Raw genomic sequence first — 18,052 nt, 5'->3', positions numbered from 1 at the left:
ACTTCTGGCTCCGGGCGGTGCGACAGGAAGTGTGACGTTCCCGGTGTCACACCGCCCGGAGAGTCTGTGGGGGTCCGGGGGCCTCGCGGCCCCCGGACCAGGCCGTCCTAGAGGGTGCCGGTGAGGGCTTCCGGACGGATCGGCGTCTTGTTGATCTCCAGACCGGTCGCCGCCCGGATCGCCGCGATGACGGCCGGGGTGGACGACAGGGTGGGGGCCTCGCCCATACCGCGAAGGCCGTACGGCGCGTTCGGGTCGGCGAGCTCCAGGACGTCGACCGGGATGGTCGGGGTGTCGAGGATGGTCGGGATCAGGTAGTCCGTGAAGGAGGGGTTGCGCACCTTCGCGGTCTTCGGGTCCACGATGATCTCCTCCATGATCGCGACGCCCAGGCCCTGGGTGGTGCCACCCTGGATCTGGCCGACCACGGAGAGCATGTTCAGGGCCTTGCCGACGTCCTGCGCGGTCGCCAGCTCGACGACCTTGACCAGGCCGAGCTCGGTGTCCACCTCGACCACCGCGCGGTGGGCGGCGAACGTGTACTGGACGTGGCCGTCGCCCTGGCCGGTCTTCAGGTCGAAGGCGACGGTCGGCCGGTGCCGGAACTCCAGCTCCAGGTCGATCGCGTCCTCTCCCTCCAGGATGTCGGCGAGGTCCGCGAGGACCTCTCCGCCGTCGGTGACGACCTTGCCGCCTTCGAGGAGCAGCTCGGCGGTCGCCCACGCGGGATGGTAGGACCCGTTCTTGCGGCGGCCGATCTCCAGGACGGCCTCGCGGACGGCCTCGCAGGTGTTCTTCACGGCGCCGCCGGTCATGTACGTCTGCCGCGAGGCGGACGTGGAACCGGCGGAGCCGACCTGCGTGTCGGCCGGGTGGATGGTCACCTGCGTGACGCCCAGCTCCGTACGGGCGATCTGCGCGTGGACGGTGACACCGCCCTGGCCGACCTCCGCCATGGCCGTGTGGACCATCGCGACGGGCTCGCCGTTGATGACCTCCAGGCGCACGCGGGCGGTGGAGTAGTCGTCGAAGCCCTCGGAGAAGCCGACGTTCTTGATGCCGACCGCGTAGCCGACACCGCGTACGACGCCCTCGCCGTGGGTGGTGTTGGAGAGGCCGCCGGGCAGTGCGCGGACGTCCGCGCCCTCGCCGGCGGTCTCCCACTGGCGCTCCGGCGGCAGCGGACGGGCCTTGACCCGGCGCAGCAGCTCGGCGACGGGCGCCGGGGAGTCCACGACCTGGCCGGTGGGCATGATCGTGCCCATCTCCATGGCGTTCAGCTGGCGGAACTCGACCGGGTCCATGCCCAGCTTCGCCGCGAGCTTGTCCATCTGGGCCTCGTACGCGAAGCAGGCCTGGACGGCGCCGAACCCGCGCATCGCGCCACAGGGCGGGTTGTTCGTGTAGAGCGCGATCGCCTCGATGTCGACGTCCTCCAGGACGTACGGGCCGACCGACAGCGAGGAGGCGTTGCCCACGACCGCCGGGGAAGCGGACGCGTACGCGCCGCCGTCCAGGACGATCTTGCACTTCATGTGCGTGAGCTTGCCGTCCTTGGTGGCGCCGTGCTCGTAGTACAGCTTCGCCGGGTGGCGGTGCACGTGGCCGAAGAAGGACTCGAACCGGTTGTAGACGATCTTGACCGGCTTGTTCGTGGCCAGGGCCAGGAGGCAGGCGTGGATCTGCATCGAGATGTCCTCGCGGCCGCCGAAGGCACCGCCGACGCCCGAGAGCGTCATGCGGACCTTCTCCTCGGGGAGACCGAGGACCGGGGCGATCTGCTTGAGGTCCGAGTGCAGCCACTGGGTGGCGACGTAGAGGTCGACACCGCCGTCCTCGGCGGGTACGGCGAGGCCGGACTCCGGACCGAGGAAGGCCTGGTCCTGCATGCCGAAGGTGTACTCGCCCTCGACGATGACGTCGGCGCGCTTGCGGGCCTCTTCCACGTTGCCGCGGATGATCGGCTGACGGTGCACGATGTTCGGGTGCGGGACGTGACCGGAGTGGTGGTCGTCGCGGCCCGGGTGGATCAGCGGAGCGTCCGCGGCGAGGGCGGAGGCCTCGTCCGTGACGACCGGCAGCTCCCGGTAGTCGATCTTGATCTTGGCGGCCGCGCGGCGGGCGGTCTCCGGGTGGTCGGCGGCCACGAGGGCGACCGGCTCACCGTGGTGGCGCACCCGGCCGTTGGCCAGGACCGGGGTGTCCTGGATCTCCAGGCCGTAGTTCTTCATCTCGGCCGGCAGGTCGTCGTACGTGAGCACCGAGTAGACGCCCGGCATCGCGAGGGCCTCGGAGATGTCGATCGAGGCGATCTCGGCGTGGGCGACGGTGCTGCGCAGGGTCTGGCCCCAGAGCATGTCCTCGTGCCACATGTCCGAGGAGTACGCGAACTCGCCGGTGACCTTGAGGGTGCCGTCCGGGCGGAGCGTGGACTCGCCGATGCCGCCCTTGTTGTGCTTCTGGGTGACGTTGGTCGGCGTGCCGGCCGGTACCGTGCGGGTGTTCTGAGCCATGGTCAGACCGCCTCTCCCTGACGGGCGGCCGCCAGGCGGACCGCGTCGAGGATCTTCTCGTAGCCCGTGCAGCGGCAGAGGTTGCCGGACAGGGCCTCACGGATGTCCTGGTCGGACGGGTCGCTGTTCTGTTCGAGCAGCGCGTCGGCCTGCACCAGCAGACCGGGGGTGCAGAAACCGCACTGCACGGCGCCGGCGTCGATGAACGCCTGCTGGATGTTGGAGAGCTCCACGCCCTCGCCGGTCTGGGAGTCGCCGGGCTTGGACTGCCACTGCTTGGCCGCGTCCAGGGACACGCCCTTGCTGCCGCAACCGCCGCCGGTGGCGCACGCACCGCCGTGGCCGTGCTCCTCTCGCTGCTTGGCGAACTCCGCCAGACCCTCGACGGTCACGACGTCGCGACCCTCGACCTGGCCGGCGGCCACCAGACAGGAACAGACCGGCACGCCGTCGAGACGGACGGTGCAGGAACCGCACTCGCCCTGCTCACAGGCGTTCTTCGAGCCCGGCAGGCCGAGCCGCTCGCGCAGCACGTAGAGAAGGGACTCGCCCTCCCAGACGTCGTCGGCTTCCTGCTGACGGCCGTTGACAGTGAAATTGACGCGCATGATTACGCAGCCCCTTCGAGCGAGCGGCCGTGGCCGGTTCCGCGGTACTGCTCCCAGGTCCAGACGAGCTGGCGGCGAGCCATGATGCCGACCGCGTGACGGCGGTACTTCGCCGTGCCGCGGACGTCGTCGATCGGGTTGGCCGCGCCGGTGGCGAGGTCACCGAACTGCTTGGCGATCGACGGGGTGATGACCTTGCGGGACTCCCAGAAACCGCCCTCTTCGAGCGCGGCGTTCAAGAACTCCTCGGCGGCTTTCGCACGGATCGGGGTCGGCGCGGCCGATCCGATGCCCGTACGGACCGTGCGGGTCTCGGGGTGCAGCGCCAGACCGAACGCGCAGACGGCGATGACCATCGCGTTGCGGGAGCCGACCTTGGAGTACTGCTGGGGACCGTCCGCCTTCTTCACGTGGACGGTCTTGATGAGCTCGTCGGCGGCGAGCGCGTTGCGCTTCACGCCGGTGTAGAACTCGTCGATCGGGATCAGGCGGGAACCGCGTACGGACTCCACCTCGACCTCGGCACCCGCCGCGAGCAGCGCGGGGTGGGAGTCGCCGGCCGGCGAGGCGCAACCGAGGTTGCCGCCGACGCCGCCGCGGTTGCGGATCTGCGGGGACGCGACCGTGTGCGAGGCGAGCGCGAGACCCGGGAGCTCCGTCCGGAGGTTCTCCATGATCTGCGTGTACGGAACGGAGGCGCCCAGCCGGACCACGTCCTCGCCGACCTCCCACTCCCGCAGCAGACCGATGCGGTTCAGGTCCAGGAGGTACTCCGGCCGACGGTGGTCGAAGTTGATCTCGACCATGATGTCGGTGCCACCCGCAATCGGCACAGCTGTGGGGTACTCGGCCTTAGCGGCGAGCGCCTCCTCCCAGCTGGCGGGGCGAAGGAAGTCCATGTGCGGCTCTCTTCTTCTTCATCGTGTCGTTCACTTCAAGCCAGGAGGCCCGGGGGGCCCTCGACTGGTCGTTCACGTGCTGTTAACGCGGTGTGGAGTCAGTACACAAGCCGTGCGTCCTTCGGGTGCAGTCACCGAAACCATGAAGGAGTTGGCTGGCGGCCTCCCTCGTCTTGTAGATTCGTATGAAAGGCAGGATGCAACGACCTGCCCGATTTCCAACGGCAACATTCGAGACAGATCGGCGGCGACACCATGCGGCTGCGCGCACTGCTGGAAACCGAGGCGCTGGGGCTGCGGCTGCTGGGCGGCGAGGACGAACTCGACCGGACGGTCCGCGGCGTCATGACGACCGACCTACGGGATCCCAGCCGATACCTCACGGGGGGCGAACTCGTCCTCACCGGCCTGGCCTGGCGAAGAAATTCGGCCGACTCCGAGCCGTTCGTACGAATCCTCGCGAGTGCGGGCGTCGCCGGCCTCGCGGCCGGCGAGGCGGAGCTGGGGGACATCCCCGACGATCTCGTTTCAGCCTGTCGGCGCAACCGGCTGCCGTTGTTCGCCGTGAACGAAGACGTTGCATTCGCCACGATTACCGAGTACGTGGTGCGGCAGGTCTCCGGTGAGCGCGCGGGCGATCTCGCGGCGGTCGTGGACCGGCACCGCCGCCTGATGACGTCGGGCCCCGCGGGCGGTGGACCCGACGTGGTGCTCGATCTGCTCACCACCGACCTCGATCTGCGCGCCTGGGTGCTGTCCCCCACGGGGCGGCAGATCGCCGGCGCGGGAGAACCGCTGGCACCGGGCGTCTGTGCGACCCTGGCCGGCGAGCACCTGGCGGCGGTCCGCACCGGGCGCAGGGGCCCGCACCGGATCTCCATCCAGGGTATTACCTACTCCCTCTTCCCGATCAGGGGAGCGGGCCGGGGCCCGGGCGGCCCCGGGGCCCGTGACGTGCGGGAAAGCGTGCTCTCGGACTGGCTGCTGGCCGTCGAGGCGGACGCCGGGGACTGGCCCGCCGAGCGGCTCGACCTGCTCCAGGGCGTGACCCAGCTGATCGCCGTCGAGCGCGACCGGCGCGACGCGGCCCGCACGGTGCGCCGCCGCCTCGCCCAGGAGGTGCTGGAGCTGGTCCAGACGGGCGCCCCGCCCGCCGAGATCGCCGCCCGCCTGCGGGTCGCGGCCCCCGTGCTGCTGCCCGGGCTGGGCACCGCCCCGCACTGGCAGGTCGTCGTGGCCCGGGTCGACTGGGACGGCGGGGACATCCCCGGCGGCCCGGTGGCCCAGTCACTGCTGGAGGAGATCCTGGTCGACCCGTCCGTCTCCGGGCCCGAGCCCTCGGACCGGATCGCCGTGGCCCACGCGGGTGACGAGGCCATCGCCCTCGTACCGCTGCCCGCGCTCGCCGCGGAGCCCGGCGAGGAGAAGGGCCCGGACCGCGCCCTGCACGCCGACGAGTTGCTCTCCGCGGTACGGGAGCCCCTGCAGGCGGGTCTCGCCGACGACGGCCGGCTCACCCTCGGCGTCAGCGCCGCCGTGCACTCGGCGGAGGGGCTGCGCGGGGCGCTGGAGGAGGCCCGGCACGCCCGCCGGGTCGCCGCGGCGCGCCCGGGCCGGGTCTGCGCGGCGGGCCACCACGAGCTGGCCTCGCACGTGCTGCTGCTGCCGTTCGTCCCGGACGACGTGCGCCGCGCCTTCACGGCGCGCCTGCTGGACCCGCTGCGGGACTACGACCGCCGCCACCGCGCGGAGCTCATCCCGACGCTGGAGGCGTTCTTGGACTGCGACGGTTCGTGGACGCGCTGCGCGACGCGGCTGCACCTGCACGTCAACACGCTGCGGTACCGGGTCGGGCGAATCGAGCAGTTGACGGGGCGTGACCTCTCGCGGCTGGAGGACAAGCTCGACTTCTTCCTGGCACTGCGGATGAGCTGAGCGGATCCGGCCGGGGTCGCCCCCGCACGGCCGGGCGGTGACGACCATGCGCCTGACACGTCGTCCGGACTTTGTGAAAGAGTTCACCCGACCCCTTGGCCGAAGGCTCCGATCCGTGCTCTCATTTCGCCCCAGGGCTCAACGACGTGCTGCTTGGTTGCTTTGGGGAGGGCAATGTGGCGGATACCGCCATGTCCGGTGCCGGAACTACCGGGGGAGACGACCCCCTCCAGCGGGCGATATGGCGGCTGCGCTCGCGCGGCTGTTGGACCGACGCGGCAGCCCTGCTGACGCCCCACCTGCACGACGCCGGCGCGGCCGTGCAGCGGACCGCGCTGCTGGTCGAGCGGTGCCTGTTCACCGGGCAGGGCTGGGCGGAGGCGGAGGACGCGCTGCGGGTCGCGGAGGCGGTGGCCCAGGACGACGACGAGCGGGGCGCGGCGGCCTGCGAGCGGGGGCAGCTGGCGTACGCGGCGACCGTGCTCGGGGTCCGCGACCGCTCGGACGAGGCCCGCTCCGCCCTGGGCCGGGCGGCCGCGCTGCTGTCCCCCGGGTCCCGGACGCGCCCGCTGCTGGACTTCCGGCGGGGGCTGGTCGCGGAGCACCTCGCGGACGCCCCGCAGTCGGCCCGTCCCGCGTACCACCGGGCCCATGCCGGGGCGCTGGCGCACGGGGACACGCTGCTGCTGTCCTTCACCTGGCGCCACCTCGCGGCGCTGTCCCTGCGCGACGGGGAGGTGGCGGAGGCCCGCAAGGGCTTCGCGGAGTCCCTGCGCATCCGGGAGGACCTCGGCTTCCTGATCGGTACGGCCCCCGCGCTGGCGGCACTGGCCGAGGCCGAGCCGGAGCCGGAGGCGGCCCGCCTGCGCGCGGAGGCCCGCCGCCTGTTCCACCTCCTGGGCGGCATCCCCACCTGGCTGGCCGATCAGCTCCACCCGGACAAGCCCAGCCCCGCCGGCGTGTGAGGGCGGCGCCCGGCGACGCCCGTCGGCTCCCGTCGGCTCCCGTCGGCGCCCGTCGGCTCCCCGCTCAGCGGGTGCTGAAGCGGGCGGCGAAGTGGGCGCGGAGCAGGGGTTCGACCAACGGGAGGTCGCCCGCGATCAGGGCCTCCAGGAGGGCCGTGTGCTCCGCCGCGTCCGCGACGAGCTCCGCCCGGCGGGTCCGCGGGGCCCCCGGGAGGGGCCACTGGGACCTGCGGTGGAGTTCCTGCGCCACCGCGACCAGCTGCTCGTTCCCGCCCAGGGAGAGCGCCTCCCGGTGGAAGGCCCGGTCCGCGTCCGCGTACCCCGCCAGGTCGCCGGCCTCAGCGGCCTCGGCCGCTGCGGCCGCAGTCGGCCTCAGCGCCGCCCAGGCCCGCGCCGGGACCGTACGGGCCAGTCCCAGCATCACCGGTACCTCCAGCAGCGCCCGCACCTCCGCCAGTTCCGCCAGGGTCCGCGGCGTACGCGACAGCACCCGGAAGCCCCGGTTCGGGAGGCATTCCACCGCGCCCTCCAGCGCCAGCTGCTGCATCGCCTCGCGCACGGGCGTCGCGGAGACCCCGAAGCGCTCCCCCAGGGCCGGCCCGGAGTAGATCTCCCCCGGTACCAGCTCCCCGTCGACGAGCGCCGCGCGCAGCGCGTCCAGCACCTGGCCGCGCACCGAGTGCCGCAGCACCTTCTGCGCCGGGACCAGCGCCGCCGCCCTGCCGTGGGCCGCCTCGTGCACTCGGTCCTCCTCGGGGTCTCGACCTGACCTGCGCCTCCAGAGAATAGGCGAATCGGTCCCGCAGGTGCTGGTACGGCCGCCCTAGATCAGATAAGGTAAGCCTTACCTCTGTTGCTTCCGACCGTGCGAATCGGTGGTCCCGCCATGCCCGACAGCTCCGTCGTCGCCCCGCCCCCGACCGGCTCTCCGGTGGCGGACGCGTACGCACGCCTGTCGCAGGCGTACGACCGTCTCCAGGTCGTCGAGCGCGCGGCGCACGAGCCCGCCCCTCGCGGTGTGGGGTGGATCGGCGCGGACGCGCTCGCGGCCGGCGGGGCCGAGGTGGACGGCTACCTCGCCTGGGACGACGCCCAGGTCCTGCGGGACTACGGCCGCCAGGCCCGCCCCGACGTGGTGGCCACCTTCGGGCTGCACCGGTACGCGTGGCCCGCGTGCCTGCTCATCACGGCCCCCTGGTTCCTCGACCGCCGGGTGCCCCGCCTGTCGGCGCGGGACGTGGCGTTCCACCGGACCCAGGGGCGCATGAGCCTGCGCGTCGAGTCCTTCTCCTGCCTGCCGGACGACCCCGCGGCCGCTCTCCCCGGGGCCCGTGTCGTGCCCGACGAGGAGGCGCTGCGCGCCGAGGTACGGGCTGCGGTGGCCCACCACCTCGAACCGATGCTGGAGGGCTTCGGCCCGCGCATGCGGCGCGGCCGCCGCGCCCTGTGGGGCATGGTGACCGACGAGATCGTCTCCGGCGTCTGGCACCTCGGGAAGCTCGTGGACGAGGAGCACCGGGCCATGGCCGAGCTGGCGGCGCTGCTGCCCGGCCGGACGGCCCCGTACACCGCCGGCGCGGCGTTCCGCACGCTCGAAGGCCCGCGCGGCGAGCAGCTGCCCACCCGGGACCGGGCCAGCTGCTGCCTCTTCTACACGATCCGGCCCGAGGACACCTGCACCACCTGTCCCCGCACCTGCGACGCGGACCGCATCGTCCGCCTCACGGCTGCCGCCTGACCCCTCAACCCACTCGTACGACTGACCATAATCGAACGCAACTTTGGTCGTCCGAGCGGTAGTTCGAGCTACAACACCCTATCCGGCGGGCCCCGGCCCCCGATGGCGTCCACTTGCCCCGAAACACGCATGCCGGGCCGATCTCCTGCGTCACCATGGCTCCCGGAAGGCCGCACACGCGAGGCAGAGGCAAGGGACATCCGCATGAGACTGACCGACATATCGCTGGACTGGCTGCTGCCCGGCAGCCTGCTGATCCTGGGCGTACTTGCGGCAGTTGCGGTACTGGCCCGGGGCAAGCGGGAAGGCGACAAGGCCGCGGCCGAAGACACCTGGGAGCGCAGCGAAGAGCGGCGGCGGCGCAAGGAAGCCGTCTACGGAACCGCCTCCTACGTCCTGCTGTTCTGCTGCGCGGCGGTCGCCGCCGCGCTCTCGTTCCACGGACTGGTCGGCTTCGGCCGGCAGAACCTGAACCTCTCCGGGGGCTGGGAGTACCTGGTCCCCTTCGGCCTCGACGGCGCCGCCATGTTCTGCTCGGTGCTCGCCGTCCGCGAGGCGAGCCACGGTGACGCGGCCCTCGGCTCCCGCATGCTGGTCTGGCTGTTCGCGGGCGCGGCCGCCTGGTTCAACTGGGTGCACGCGCCGCGCGGCGCCGGACACGACGGGGCTCCGCAGTTCTTCTCCGGGATGTCGCTCTCGGCCGCCGTCCTATTCGACCGCGCCCTCAAGCAGACCCGCCGGGCCGCGCTGCGCGAACAGGGCCTGATCCCGAGGCCGTTGCCGCAGATCCGGATGGTCCGCTGGCTGCGGGCCCCCCGGGAGACCTTCGGCGCCTGGTCCCTCATGCTGCTGGAAGGGGTCCGCACCCTCGACGAGGCCGTCGACGAGGTACGCGAGGACAAGCGCGAGCGGGAGCAGGACCGCCACCGCCGGCGCGACCAGAACCGGCTGGACCGGGCCCGCATCAAGGCCCTGGGCCGGCAGAACCGGGCGTTCGGACGCTCCCGCGCCCGCCAGGTCGACGTACCGGGGCTGGCCCCCGGATCGGGCTCCGCGCCGGTCGGCGCGGAGCCGGCCATAGCGGAAACGGGACAGCTGCCCACCCCGCGCCGCAGGCCCTCCCTGCAGGCCGTGCACGGACCCGAGATCGCTGAGGTGACCGGGACCCGGACGGTGGACCTCACCGCAGAGGACGACACCCAGACGATCCCCCGCCTCGACTCCCTCGAACGCAAACTCAAGGACCTGGAGCAGCAGTTCGGCTGACGGCTGCGCGCGCAGGACCGACCCCGGAGGGCCCGCCGGTCAGGCGGGCCCTCCGTCGTACGCACCGTCGTACACGCCGTCGTACACGCTGTCGTAGGCACCGCCGTAGGCCCGGCCGCCGAGGGCGCCGTCCAGCTCGAACCAGACCACCTTGCCGCCGGCCTGGACGAGCGCGTCCACGCCCCAGGCGTCGGCGAGGGCCTGCACCAGCATCAGTCCGCGGCCGTGCGTACCGTCGTCGGCGGTCGGTACGTACGGCCGGGGCCGGCGCGTGACGTAGTCCCGGACCTCCACCCTCAGCCGGTCCGCGGCGAACCTCGCGGACACCTCCGCGCCCTGGTCGGTGTGGACGAGGGCGTTGGTGACGAGCTCGGTGATCAGCAGCTCCGCCACCTCCGCGGTGTCGGACGGACACCGGTGGCGCATCAACTCCCGTAACGCCCGGCGCACTTCGCCCACCGCCTTGAGATCCGCCCGGCGTATGCTTCGGGTGATCTCGACCGCGTCCACCGCTCTCCCGTCCTCGACGGACGGTTCACGCGGTTCGGGCCGCCCTCTCCTCCACTGCTTCCCGGTCTTCGCCCCCACCCGCACGGCGATGTCCCTCCCCCGCAAAAGTTCCCGTGGATCTCGAACTGGTCTACGGGGATGCATGCCCGCCGGGGCAATCCGCACTCCTGCGGGCTTACGGGCGCGGCACGTTGCGCAGATTGGATCGAGCCATCTGGATCATCCTTCCCACGCCACCGTCCAGCACGATCTTGCTGGCGGAAAGTGCGAACCCTGTCACCATCTCGGCGCTGATCCTGGGTGGAATGGACAAGGCGTTGGGATCGGTCACCACGTCCACCAATGCGGGTCCCTTGTGCCGGAACGCGTCCCTCAAAGCCCCTGCGAGCTGCTTGGGCTTCTCGACGCGGACCCCGAACGCGCCCGCCGCGCGGGCGATCGCCGCGAAATCCGGGTTGTGGTTGGTCGTTCCGTACGAAGGAAGGCCGGAAACCAGCATCTCCAACTCGACCATTCCGAGCGATGAGTTGTTGAAGAGGACCACTTTGACGGGCAGGTCGTACTGCACCAGGGTGAGGAAATCTCCCATCAGCATCGAGAAACCGCCGTCGCCCGACATCGACACCACTTGACGGCCGCGGTCGGTGAACTGTGCGCCGATGGCCTGCGGGAGGGCGTTGGCCATGGAGCCGTGGCTGAAGGAACCGATGATGCGCCGCTTGCCGTTCGGGGAAAGATAGCGCGCCGCCCACACGTTGCACATGCCCGTGTCGACAGTGAACACGGCGTCCTCGTCCGCGAGTTCGTCGACGACGGAGGCCACGTACTCGGGGTGGATCGGGGTGTGCTTCTCCACCTTGCGGGTGTACGCCTTCACCACTCCTTCCAGGGCGTCCGCGTGCTTCTTCAGCATCCGGTCCAGGAACCGGCGGTCCGCCTTGGCCTGGACCCGGGTATTCAGGGCGCGCAGGGTCTCCCGTACGTCCCCCCAGACTCCGAGGTCCAACTGTGATCGGCGGCCCAGGTGTTCGGGGCGGATGTCCACCTGGACGATCTTCACGTCGTCGGGCAGGAAGGCGTTGTACGGGAAGTCCGTGCCGAGCAGGATCAGCAGATCGCACTCGTGCGTGGCCTCGTAGGCGGCGCCGTAGCCGAGCAGCCCGCTCATGCCGACGTCGTACGGATTGTCGTACTGGATCCACTCCTTGCCGCGCAAGGCGTGCCCGACGGGCGCCTTGACCCGGCCCGCGAACTCCATGACCTCGGCGTGGGCCCCGGCGGTGCCACTGCCGCAGAACAGGGTGACCTTGTCGGCCTCGTCGATCAGCCGGACCAGCTTCTCGATCTCCCCGTCGCCGGGGCGTACGGTCGGCCGCGCGGTCACGAGCGCGTGCTCGATGCTCTTCTCCGGGGCCGGGAGGGAGGCGATGTCGCCGGGCAGCGCGACCACGCCGACGCCGCTGCGGCCGATGGCGTGCTGGATCGCGCTCTGGAGCACGCGGGGCATCTGCTGCGGGTTGGAGATCAGCTCGTTGTAGTGGCTGCACTCGGTGAACAGCCGGTCGGGGTGGGTCTCCTGGAAGTAGCCGAGTCCGATCTCGCCGGAGGGGATGTGGGAGGCGAGCGCGAGGACCGGGGCCATCGAGCGGTGGGCGTCGTAGAGGCCGTTGATCAGGTGCAGGTTTCCGGGGCCGCAGGAGCCCGCGCAGGCGGCGAGCCTGCCGGTGATCTGGGCCTCGGCCCCGGCGGCGAAGGCGGCGGTCTCCTCGTGCCGGACCTGGATCCACTCGATGCCGTCGGTCCGGCGGATGGCGTCGACGACGGGGTTCAGGCTGTCGCCGACGACTCCGTACATCCGGCGCACGCCGGCGCGTACGAGGATGTCGACGAACTGCTCGGCCACGTTCTGCTTGCCCATGGAGAGGCGCCCTTTCGTTGCCCGCCGGGTACGCCCGTCCATCCATCCACATTCTGCGCGGTTACGCCTCCCAGACGGCGGCGGCTGTCCGGTCGTCGGCGTAGCCCTTGAGGCGGAGCTGGGTGTCCGCGAGGAAAGCGGCGAGGCCGGGGGGCTCGGCGCCGGCCCAGCGGGCCGCGAGTTCGGCCGAAAGCAGGCCCTCCTCGCGCATGGGGTCGGCGAGCCCGCCGGAGCACAGGAGCAGGGTGTCGCGGGGCTGGGCCACGGCTGCGCGGAACCGGAACCCGTCCGCGGCTGTCTCGGCCGGGTCTGAGTCCGAGTCCGGCTGCTGCTGCGGCTGCGGCTCCAGGTCCTCCCAGGCCCCGCCCCGGAGCCGGAACAGGCCGCCGGCGCCCCAGCCGAAGGAGATCCGGGTCTTGCACTCGGGGTCGATGGGGAGCAGCAGGACGCGCAGGCCGGCGGTGTACGCGTCCTCCGGGAGGCCGAGCTCGGCGGCGTGGGCGCGCAGGCGCCCGTACCCCCGGTCGGTGAGCCGCTGGAGCCCCGAGCGCAGGGCGTCGCGCCGGCCGGCGCGGATGTCGTCGGCCAGCCGCTCCCGGCTCCGGCCGACGGCCGAGGCGATCCACCGGCACAGCTCGGCGGCGGCTTCGGCGGCTCCGGGCGCGGCGCGGTCACCTCCGGCGAGGGCGACGAGGACGAGGGCGTCGTCGCCGGTGCCGAAGCGGGCGGTCAGCAGGAAGTCCCGCCGAGCCTCGCCGCGGAACCGGGCGGAGTCCCCGCGCACGGAGGCGGCGCGCAGGGTGTACGCCCCGTGCCGGGCCCCTTCGAGCACGGTGTCGGGCACGAGCTCTTCGAGCGCCGCCGGATCGGCCAGGGGCAGCGCCCCGGGCTCGGCGGCATAGGTGGGCGCCCGATCCCCGAGGAACTCCACGATGGGCCGCTCCCCGCCCCACACCTCCGCCTCCCCACCGGCACCGGTACCCGCACCGGACCAGGGCTCACCGGCAACCGGAGCCCCTGACCCGGCCGGGCCCTGCGGCCGGGCACCGGCCTGCCCGGCACCGGGGGCTTCCCACGGGGCCGGCGGCTCCGCACCGGAGCGCGGATCCGGCACGGAGTCGAACCCGGGCGAAGGCTCGTGGACCGGCCAGGCTCCCGGGCCGGAGCCGGAGCCGGGCTCGGGTTCGGGTTCGGGCTCGGGTTCGGGTTCGGGTTCGGCGGCATCGGCCGTGCCGGGACCCTGGGCGGGCCAGGGGCCGGCGGCCAGATCCGCTCCGGCGACGGGCCAGGGTTGCGTACCGGTGTCCCCGTCGGGGGTCCGCTCGGGGGGTGTTTCCGGGGCCGGGGGCTCGGGTGGGGCGCCCCAGCGCCAGGCCGGCAGTTCGGGCGGCGCCTCGGGGAGGGCCGGCGGCACGGTCACACTGCCCAGGCCGTATCCCGTCGTCCCGGGTTCCCGGGGGTCCCGCGGCGGCGGCGCCGACTCCGGTCCGGCCTCCCGACGCGGCCTCGGCAGCACGCCGTGCCCGGGCGGCACGGGATCCTGCGGCAGGGGGCCCGGCGGCGCCACCGGCGGTGGCCCGGGCGGACCCTGGGGTGGGACCCGGGTGGTGACGGACGACGCCGAGTGGAAACGGGATTCCAGGGTGTCGGCCGGGTCCGGGGTGGGGGCCGGGTCCGGGTCCGGGGTTTCGTACAGCTTCTGCCACCAGTCGTCCGCGCCCTGCTGACTCATGGGCTCATTCTTGGCCCCCCTGAGCGGCAGAAAACGCCGAATACGCGAAAAGGGGTCCATCGGGCCGCCGCCCGGTGGACCCCTTTTCGTATCTCTCGTACGACCTACCGGATGTCGTACGCCCGCACGACCGTCTGGGTGACGGTCGCGCCGTTCGTGTCGCTGAGCTCCACCTTCAGCGAAACCTGCCGGCCGGCCTCGGCGCCGGCGTGGTCCACGACCGCCGACCAGCGCCCGCTGCGCTCGGCGACAGCCGCCTGAGTCCAGTGCTCACCGTCGTACGAGTACGCCAGCTTCACCGACTTCAGCGCCCCCGGGACGTACCCCGCGTGCCCCGTGACCCCCAGCCCGATCGTCTGCCCGTTCGCCGCCGGCAGCGTCTTCATGCCGTCCGCCGGGATCGAGATCGACGGGAACAGGATCGGGAGGGCCTGCGAGTACTGCGCCGGGTCCTGCTTCGACCGGAAGGTCCAGGTCGTCGCCACCGCCTGCGAGCGCTGCCAGGTCCGCGCCGGGGCGCCGAACTTCTCGATCTGCTGCGTCAGTTCGTACGTGGCCTCCTCGGCCGGGACCTCGAAGACCCCCGACGGGTACCAGCTGTCGCCGATCTGCTCGCCGCCCCGCTTCAGGACCAGCCCGCCGACGTCCCCGAAGGAGCCCGGCTGCGCGTAGTGCCCGCTGTCCCCCCACATCGCGGAGGCGAAGCCGATCAGGTTGCCCTGCCGCTCGGCGGCCAGCTGCGGCCGGCCCGCGAGGTCGCGGCCGGCGACCGGGCCGATGACCCCGTCGTACCAACTCTCGCTGCGCTTGCCGCCCTTGGTGTACGTGCGCTGCTGGTCGGTCATGAACTCGCCCCAGGGGAAGCTGCTGGAGACCATGTGGTCCCAGGCCGTGTCCCCTGCGGAGTAGAACTCGGTGCGCCTGCCCGGCACGGCGACCGTGTCCAGGCCGCCGAAGTACACGGCGTTGCCCAGCGGCCGGTAGGCGCCGGTCAGGTCGGTGAAGTCGGCGGCCACGCCCATCGCGTGGTAGGTGGACTCGACGGACCCGAGGTCGCGGTCGCGCACCCGGTAGGTCCGGTCGCCCTGCACCGGGCCCTTCTCCACCTGCGCCAGGTTGTAGACGTACGGGCTCTTCGCGCTGCCCTTCCAGTCCAGCGTGACCTTGCCGGCCGCGAGCCGCGCCAGCAGCGCCTTCGCCTCCGGCTGCTCGATGGTCAGCGCCGGGAGCGAGCCGCCCGCGTAGCCGGTGAAGCCGACCCAGCGGCCTGGGGCGTCGCGGAAGGCGAGGACGGCCTTGGCCCCGGCCGCCCTGGCGTTGTTCGCGACCTCGTACAGCGAGCCGGCCTCCGCCTTGACCAGGACGATCGCGCCCTTGGCTCCCGCCGCGGCGAGCTCCTCCGGCGTACCGGCACCCGCGTTGACCAGCGGCGCGCTTCCCGTTCCGTCGAGGTTGTCGCTGCCCGTGGAGGCGGTGATCGGGTGCAGCGCCGGGCCGCCGGGGCCGGCGACCTTCAGCTGGGAGATCAGCGGCGCGGCCGCGCGCCAGTAGCTGCCGAACTCGAACTCGCCTTCGTGCGCCCGGCCTTCGACCGAGGCGTAGTAACCGCGGATCGTCCGTCCGCCCATCGCGGTGCCCGCGTGCAGCCAGGACCCGTCCCAGTACCGGGAGAAGGCGAGGGTGGTGTTGCGGGCCTCGGCGGGCCGGTCGGTGGCGATCGAGAGCCGGGCGGCCTTGCGGGCGTCCAGCACGATCACGGTGTCCTTCTTGACCTCCACCTGGGGGCGGCCCAGGTAGGTGAGGGAGTCGTACAGCGTGGCCCCGTCGCCGGCGTCGGGCGTGCCGACGAAGGCGGAGAGGAAGTACGAGCCCGGGCGCACCCGGTAGACCTGGTCCGCGGCGCCTTCGTTGAAGCGGCGCTCCCCGCTGGCGTCGTCGGTGCCGATGACGTCGAGGGAGGAGGGTCCGGCGGCGGGCTTGCCCGCGCGGTCGATCAGCTTGACGCGCAGGGTGACGGTCTCCGGCTCCACGTAGAGCGAGAAGGGCGTGGAGACGTGCACGCCGTCCGCGGTGGCGACGACGCGCCCGGTGACGTCCCCGTACTGGGAGCGCTCCAGCCGGGCCGCCGGGTCGAGGGCGAGCGGCACCTTGACGGTGGCCCCGGCCGGGACGGTCACCGTACGGCGGTCCAGGCCCGCGATCCGGCTGCGGACGGCCGAGCCGTCGTTGCCGGTGACCTTCTCGACGGCGAGGTTCAGGGTGACGGGCCGGGCGGCGCTGTTGGTGTACGGGATCTCGACGCTCGTCCGGTCGCCGCGCTCCTGCGGCCAAGGGTACGAGCCGCCCTGCACGGCGGGGGCGCCGGTCACGGTGGTGTCGACGGCGGCCTTGACGTCGAGGCGGCCGCCGCCGGTCTGGCGCACGTCCCCGGAGACGGCGGAGTTCGCGGAACCGACGAGGGCAGCCTTGACCTGCTGGGCGGTCCAGTCGGGGTGGCGCTGTTTGACGATCGCGGCGGCGCCGGCGACGTGCGGGGTGGCCATCGACGTACCGGACATGGACTGGTACGCGTACACCCCGCGGCCGCCCATGGCGGCGGCGGAGATCCCGACGCCGGGGGCGGCGATCTCGGGCTTGAGGGTGTGCTGGAGTCCGGCGGGGCCGCGGCTGGAGAAGGAGGCCGTGGTGTCGTCGCGGTCCACGGCGCCGACGGTCAGCACGCTGGGCGCGCAACCGGGCGAGGAGACCGTGTTGTTGCCGGGGCCGGAGTTGCCGGCGGCGATCACGAAGAGGGTGCCGCTGCTCTGCGCGAGCCGCTCGGCGGCGGCCGACATGGGGTCGTCGCAGGTGGTCTGCGAGGGGTCGCCGAGGCTCATGGAGACCACGTCGGCCTTGCTCTCGACGGCCCACTCCATACCGGCGATGATCCACGAATCGAGGCCGTAGCCCTGGTCGTTGAGCACCTTGCCGCTGAGCAGTGCGGTGCCCGGCGCGACGCCCTTCTTGGCGCCGCCGCTCTCGGCTCCGGAGCCGCCGACGGTGGAGATGGTGTGGGTGCCGTGGCCCTGGCGGTCCGCGTCGGTGTCGGAGTCGGTGAAGTTCTTCGACGCGGCGACGCGGCCCTTGAGGTCGGGGTGCTCCAGGTCGGTGCCGGTGTCGAGGACGGCTACCTTGGTGCCCTTGCCGTCGTACCCGGCCGCCCAGGCGGCGGGGGCATTGACCTGCTTGGTGGACCGTTCCAGGTTCGCCTGGACCTTGCCGTCGAGCCACAGCTTCTTCAGCCCGCCGGCGGCGCGGGAGCGGGTGTCGGTGACGTCCGCCCAGAAGGCGGCGGCCTGCTGCTTGTCGGCGGCGAGGGCGACGGCGCCGATGGAGCCGAGGACGAGGGAGCGCTCGGCTCCGCGCGGGGCCGGGGGTGCGCTGCGCGCCAGGTCGGCGGAGCCGTCGTAGACCGCGATGAGCGGGAGCTTCTTGGTGCGGGCGTCGTCGTAGCCCTGCCGGATCAGGCCGGTGACGTTGAAGAGCTCCTGGTCGACCCGGCCGGCGGCGAGGGCCTTGACCGCGCTCTCGGGGTAGACGTAGAGGTCCTTGCCGTTCTGGCGGGTCTGCACGAGCGGCTGCGAGCCGTCCTCGCGCGGCATCGCGGTGGCGGCAGTGCGCCCGGCAGGGTCGGTGGAGACCAGGATCCGGTCGCCGGTGACCAGGGTCACGGTGACCGGGACCGTGGGCTGCTTTCCGGCCGCTTCGCTCCCCGCGATCGGTCTCGTCCCCGTTGCTCCAGGCGCTCCGTCGCTCGGCTGTGCCGCCGACGGGCCGATGGCGGTGACGGCCAGGACGGCCGCGGTGGCCGCTCCCACCGCCGTACGCGATATCGGGCGCATCGCTCTCCCCAGGTGAATTCCGGCCAACTGCTGCATTGCACGGCAAAGCTGCCCGCAAGTGGCTTCTGACCGGCGGATGTTGGTGCT

At 72.5% G+C, this 18,052-nt stretch carries 12 protein-coding genes; 4 read left to right on the top strand and 8 right to left on the bottom strand.

Features of this window, described 5'->3' with window-relative positions; genetic code table 11:
- Positions 1-107: 107 nt before the first annotated feature.
- Genes pucD through OG509_RS29355 form a run of 3 tightly spaced genes read right to left on the bottom strand, consistent with a single transcriptional unit; the run spans position 108 to position 4,020 of the window.
- Positions 108-2,513, bottom strand: coding sequence for a xanthine dehydrogenase subunit D (gene pucD / locus OG509_RS29365; protein WP_406185572.1), 2,406 nt, complete (start codon positions 2,511-2,513; stop codon positions 108-110).
- A gap of 2 nt (positions 2,514-2,515) precedes the next feature.
- On the bottom strand, positions 2,516-3,121 hold the full coding sequence (locus OG509_RS29360) for a (2Fe-2S)-binding protein (protein WP_406185570.1): 606 nt from the start codon (positions 3,119-3,121) through the stop codon (positions 2,516-2,518).
- 2 nt (positions 3,122-3,123) lie between these two features.
- Entirely contained in the window at positions 3,124-4,020 is an 897-nt protein-coding gene (locus OG509_RS29355; protein WP_030858075.1) for a xanthine dehydrogenase family protein subunit M, read from the bottom strand.
- Between the two features lie 255 nt (positions 4,021-4,275).
- On the opposite strand from OG509_RS29355, the gene OG509_RS29350 reads away from it, so the two are divergent.
- Together OG509_RS29350 and OG509_RS29345 are read left to right on the top strand one after the other, a co-directional pair.
- A complete protein-coding gene (locus OG509_RS29350; protein WP_406185568.1) occupies positions 4,276-5,955 on the top strand; it encodes a PucR family transcriptional regulator in 1,680 nt (559 codons plus the stop codon).
- Positions 5,956-6,131: 176 nt separating this feature from the next.
- Positions 6,132-6,920, top strand: coding sequence for a hypothetical protein (locus OG509_RS29345; protein ID WP_406185566.1), 789 nt, complete (start codon positions 6,132-6,134; stop codon positions 6,918-6,920).
- A gap of 64 nt (positions 6,921-6,984) precedes the next feature.
- Here OG509_RS29345 and OG509_RS29340 read toward each other — a convergent pair whose 3' ends face one another.
- Entirely contained in the window at positions 6,985-7,707 is a 723-nt protein-coding gene (locus OG509_RS29340; protein WP_406187719.1) for a GntR family transcriptional regulator, read from the bottom strand.
- Between the two features lie 99 nt (positions 7,708-7,806).
- Between OG509_RS29340 and OG509_RS29335 the strand changes: the two genes are divergently transcribed.
- The gene (locus OG509_RS29335) at positions 7,807-8,658 is read left to right on the top strand and encodes a (2Fe-2S)-binding protein (RefSeq protein WP_406185565.1); all 852 of its coding nucleotides are present in this window, start codon (positions 7,807-7,809) and stop codon (positions 8,656-8,658) included.
- 204 nt (positions 8,659-8,862) lie between these two features.
- Positions 8,863-9,924 (top strand): DUF2637 domain-containing protein, encoded by a 1,062-nt coding sequence (locus OG509_RS29330; protein ID WP_387285567.1) that lies wholly within the window; start codon positions 8,863-8,865, stop codon positions 9,922-9,924.
- A 39-nt stretch (positions 9,925-9,963) separates the two neighbouring features.
- On the opposite strand, the gene OG509_RS29325 is transcribed toward OG509_RS29330, so the two are convergent.
- The 4 genes from OG509_RS29325 to OG509_RS29310 all read right to left on the bottom strand — a co-directional run bounded on the left by OG509_RS29325 (position 9,964) and on the right by OG509_RS29310 (position 17,965).
- Positions 9,964-10,434, bottom strand: a complete 471-nt coding sequence (locus tag OG509_RS29325; RefSeq protein ID WP_406185564.1) for an ATP-binding protein — start codon at positions 10,432-10,434, stop codon at positions 9,964-9,966.
- A 175-nt stretch (positions 10,435-10,609) separates the two neighbouring features.
- The gene (locus OG509_RS29320) at positions 10,610-12,352 is read right to left on the bottom strand and encodes a pyruvate dehydrogenase (RefSeq protein WP_406185562.1); all 1,743 of its coding nucleotides are present in this window, start codon (positions 12,350-12,352) and stop codon (positions 10,610-10,612) included.
- 61 nt (positions 12,353-12,413) lie between these two features.
- On the bottom strand, positions 12,414-14,084 hold the full coding sequence (locus OG509_RS29315) for a protein phosphatase 2C domain-containing protein (RefSeq protein ID WP_406185561.1): 1,671 nt from the start codon (positions 14,082-14,084) through the stop codon (positions 12,414-12,416).
- A 104-nt stretch (positions 14,085-14,188) separates the two neighbouring features.
- Positions 14,189-17,965, bottom strand: a complete 3,777-nt coding sequence (locus OG509_RS29310; RefSeq protein WP_406185560.1) for a S8 family peptidase — start codon at positions 17,963-17,965, stop codon at positions 14,189-14,191.
- Between the last annotated feature and the right edge of the window lie 87 nt (positions 17,966-18,052).

The sequence above is a fragment of the Streptomyces sp. NBC_01006 genome, from assembly GCF_045162725.1.
GTDB lineage: Bacteria > Actinomycetota > Actinomycetes > Streptomycetales > Streptomycetaceae > Streptomyces.
This window is presented reverse-complemented; position numbering and strand designations above follow the sequence as displayed.

What these genes read in the sequence shown, in the direction of transcription:
- pucD (WP_406185572.1), bottom strand. Translation starts at nt 2,513, where the DNA reads ATGGCTCAGAACACCCGCACGGTACCGGCCGGCACGCCGACCAACGTC.
- OG509_RS29360 (WP_406185570.1), bottom strand. Translation starts at nt 3,121, where the DNA reads ATGCGCGTCAATTTCACTGTCAACGGCCGTCAGCAGGAAGCCGACGAC.
- OG509_RS29355 (WP_030858075.1), bottom strand. Translation starts at nt 4,020, where the DNA reads ATGGACTTCCTTCGCCCCGCCAGCTGGGAGGAGGCGCTCGCCGCTAAG.
- OG509_RS29350 (WP_406185568.1), top strand. Translation starts at nt 4,276, where the DNA reads ATGCGGCTGCGCGCACTGCTGGAAACCGAGGCGCTGGGGCTGCGGCTG.
- OG509_RS29335 (WP_406185565.1), top strand. Translation starts at nt 7,807, where the DNA reads ATGCCCGACAGCTCCGTCGTCGCCCCGCCCCCGACCGGCTCTCCGGTG.
- OG509_RS29330 (WP_387285567.1), top strand. Translation starts at nt 8,863, where the DNA reads ATGAGACTGACCGACATATCGCTGGACTGGCTGCTGCCCGGCAGCCTG.
- OG509_RS29320 (WP_406185562.1), bottom strand. Translation starts at nt 12,352, where the DNA reads ATGGGCAAGCAGAACGTGGCCGAGCAGTTCGTCGACATCCTCGTACGC.
- OG509_RS29315 (WP_406185561.1), bottom strand. Translation starts at nt 14,084, where the DNA reads ATGAGTCAGCAGGGCGCGGACGACTGGTGGCAGAAGCTGTACGAAACC.
- OG509_RS29310 (WP_406185560.1), bottom strand. Translation starts at nt 17,965, where the DNA reads ATGCGCCCGATATCGCGTACGGCGGTGGGAGCGGCCACCGCGGCCGTC.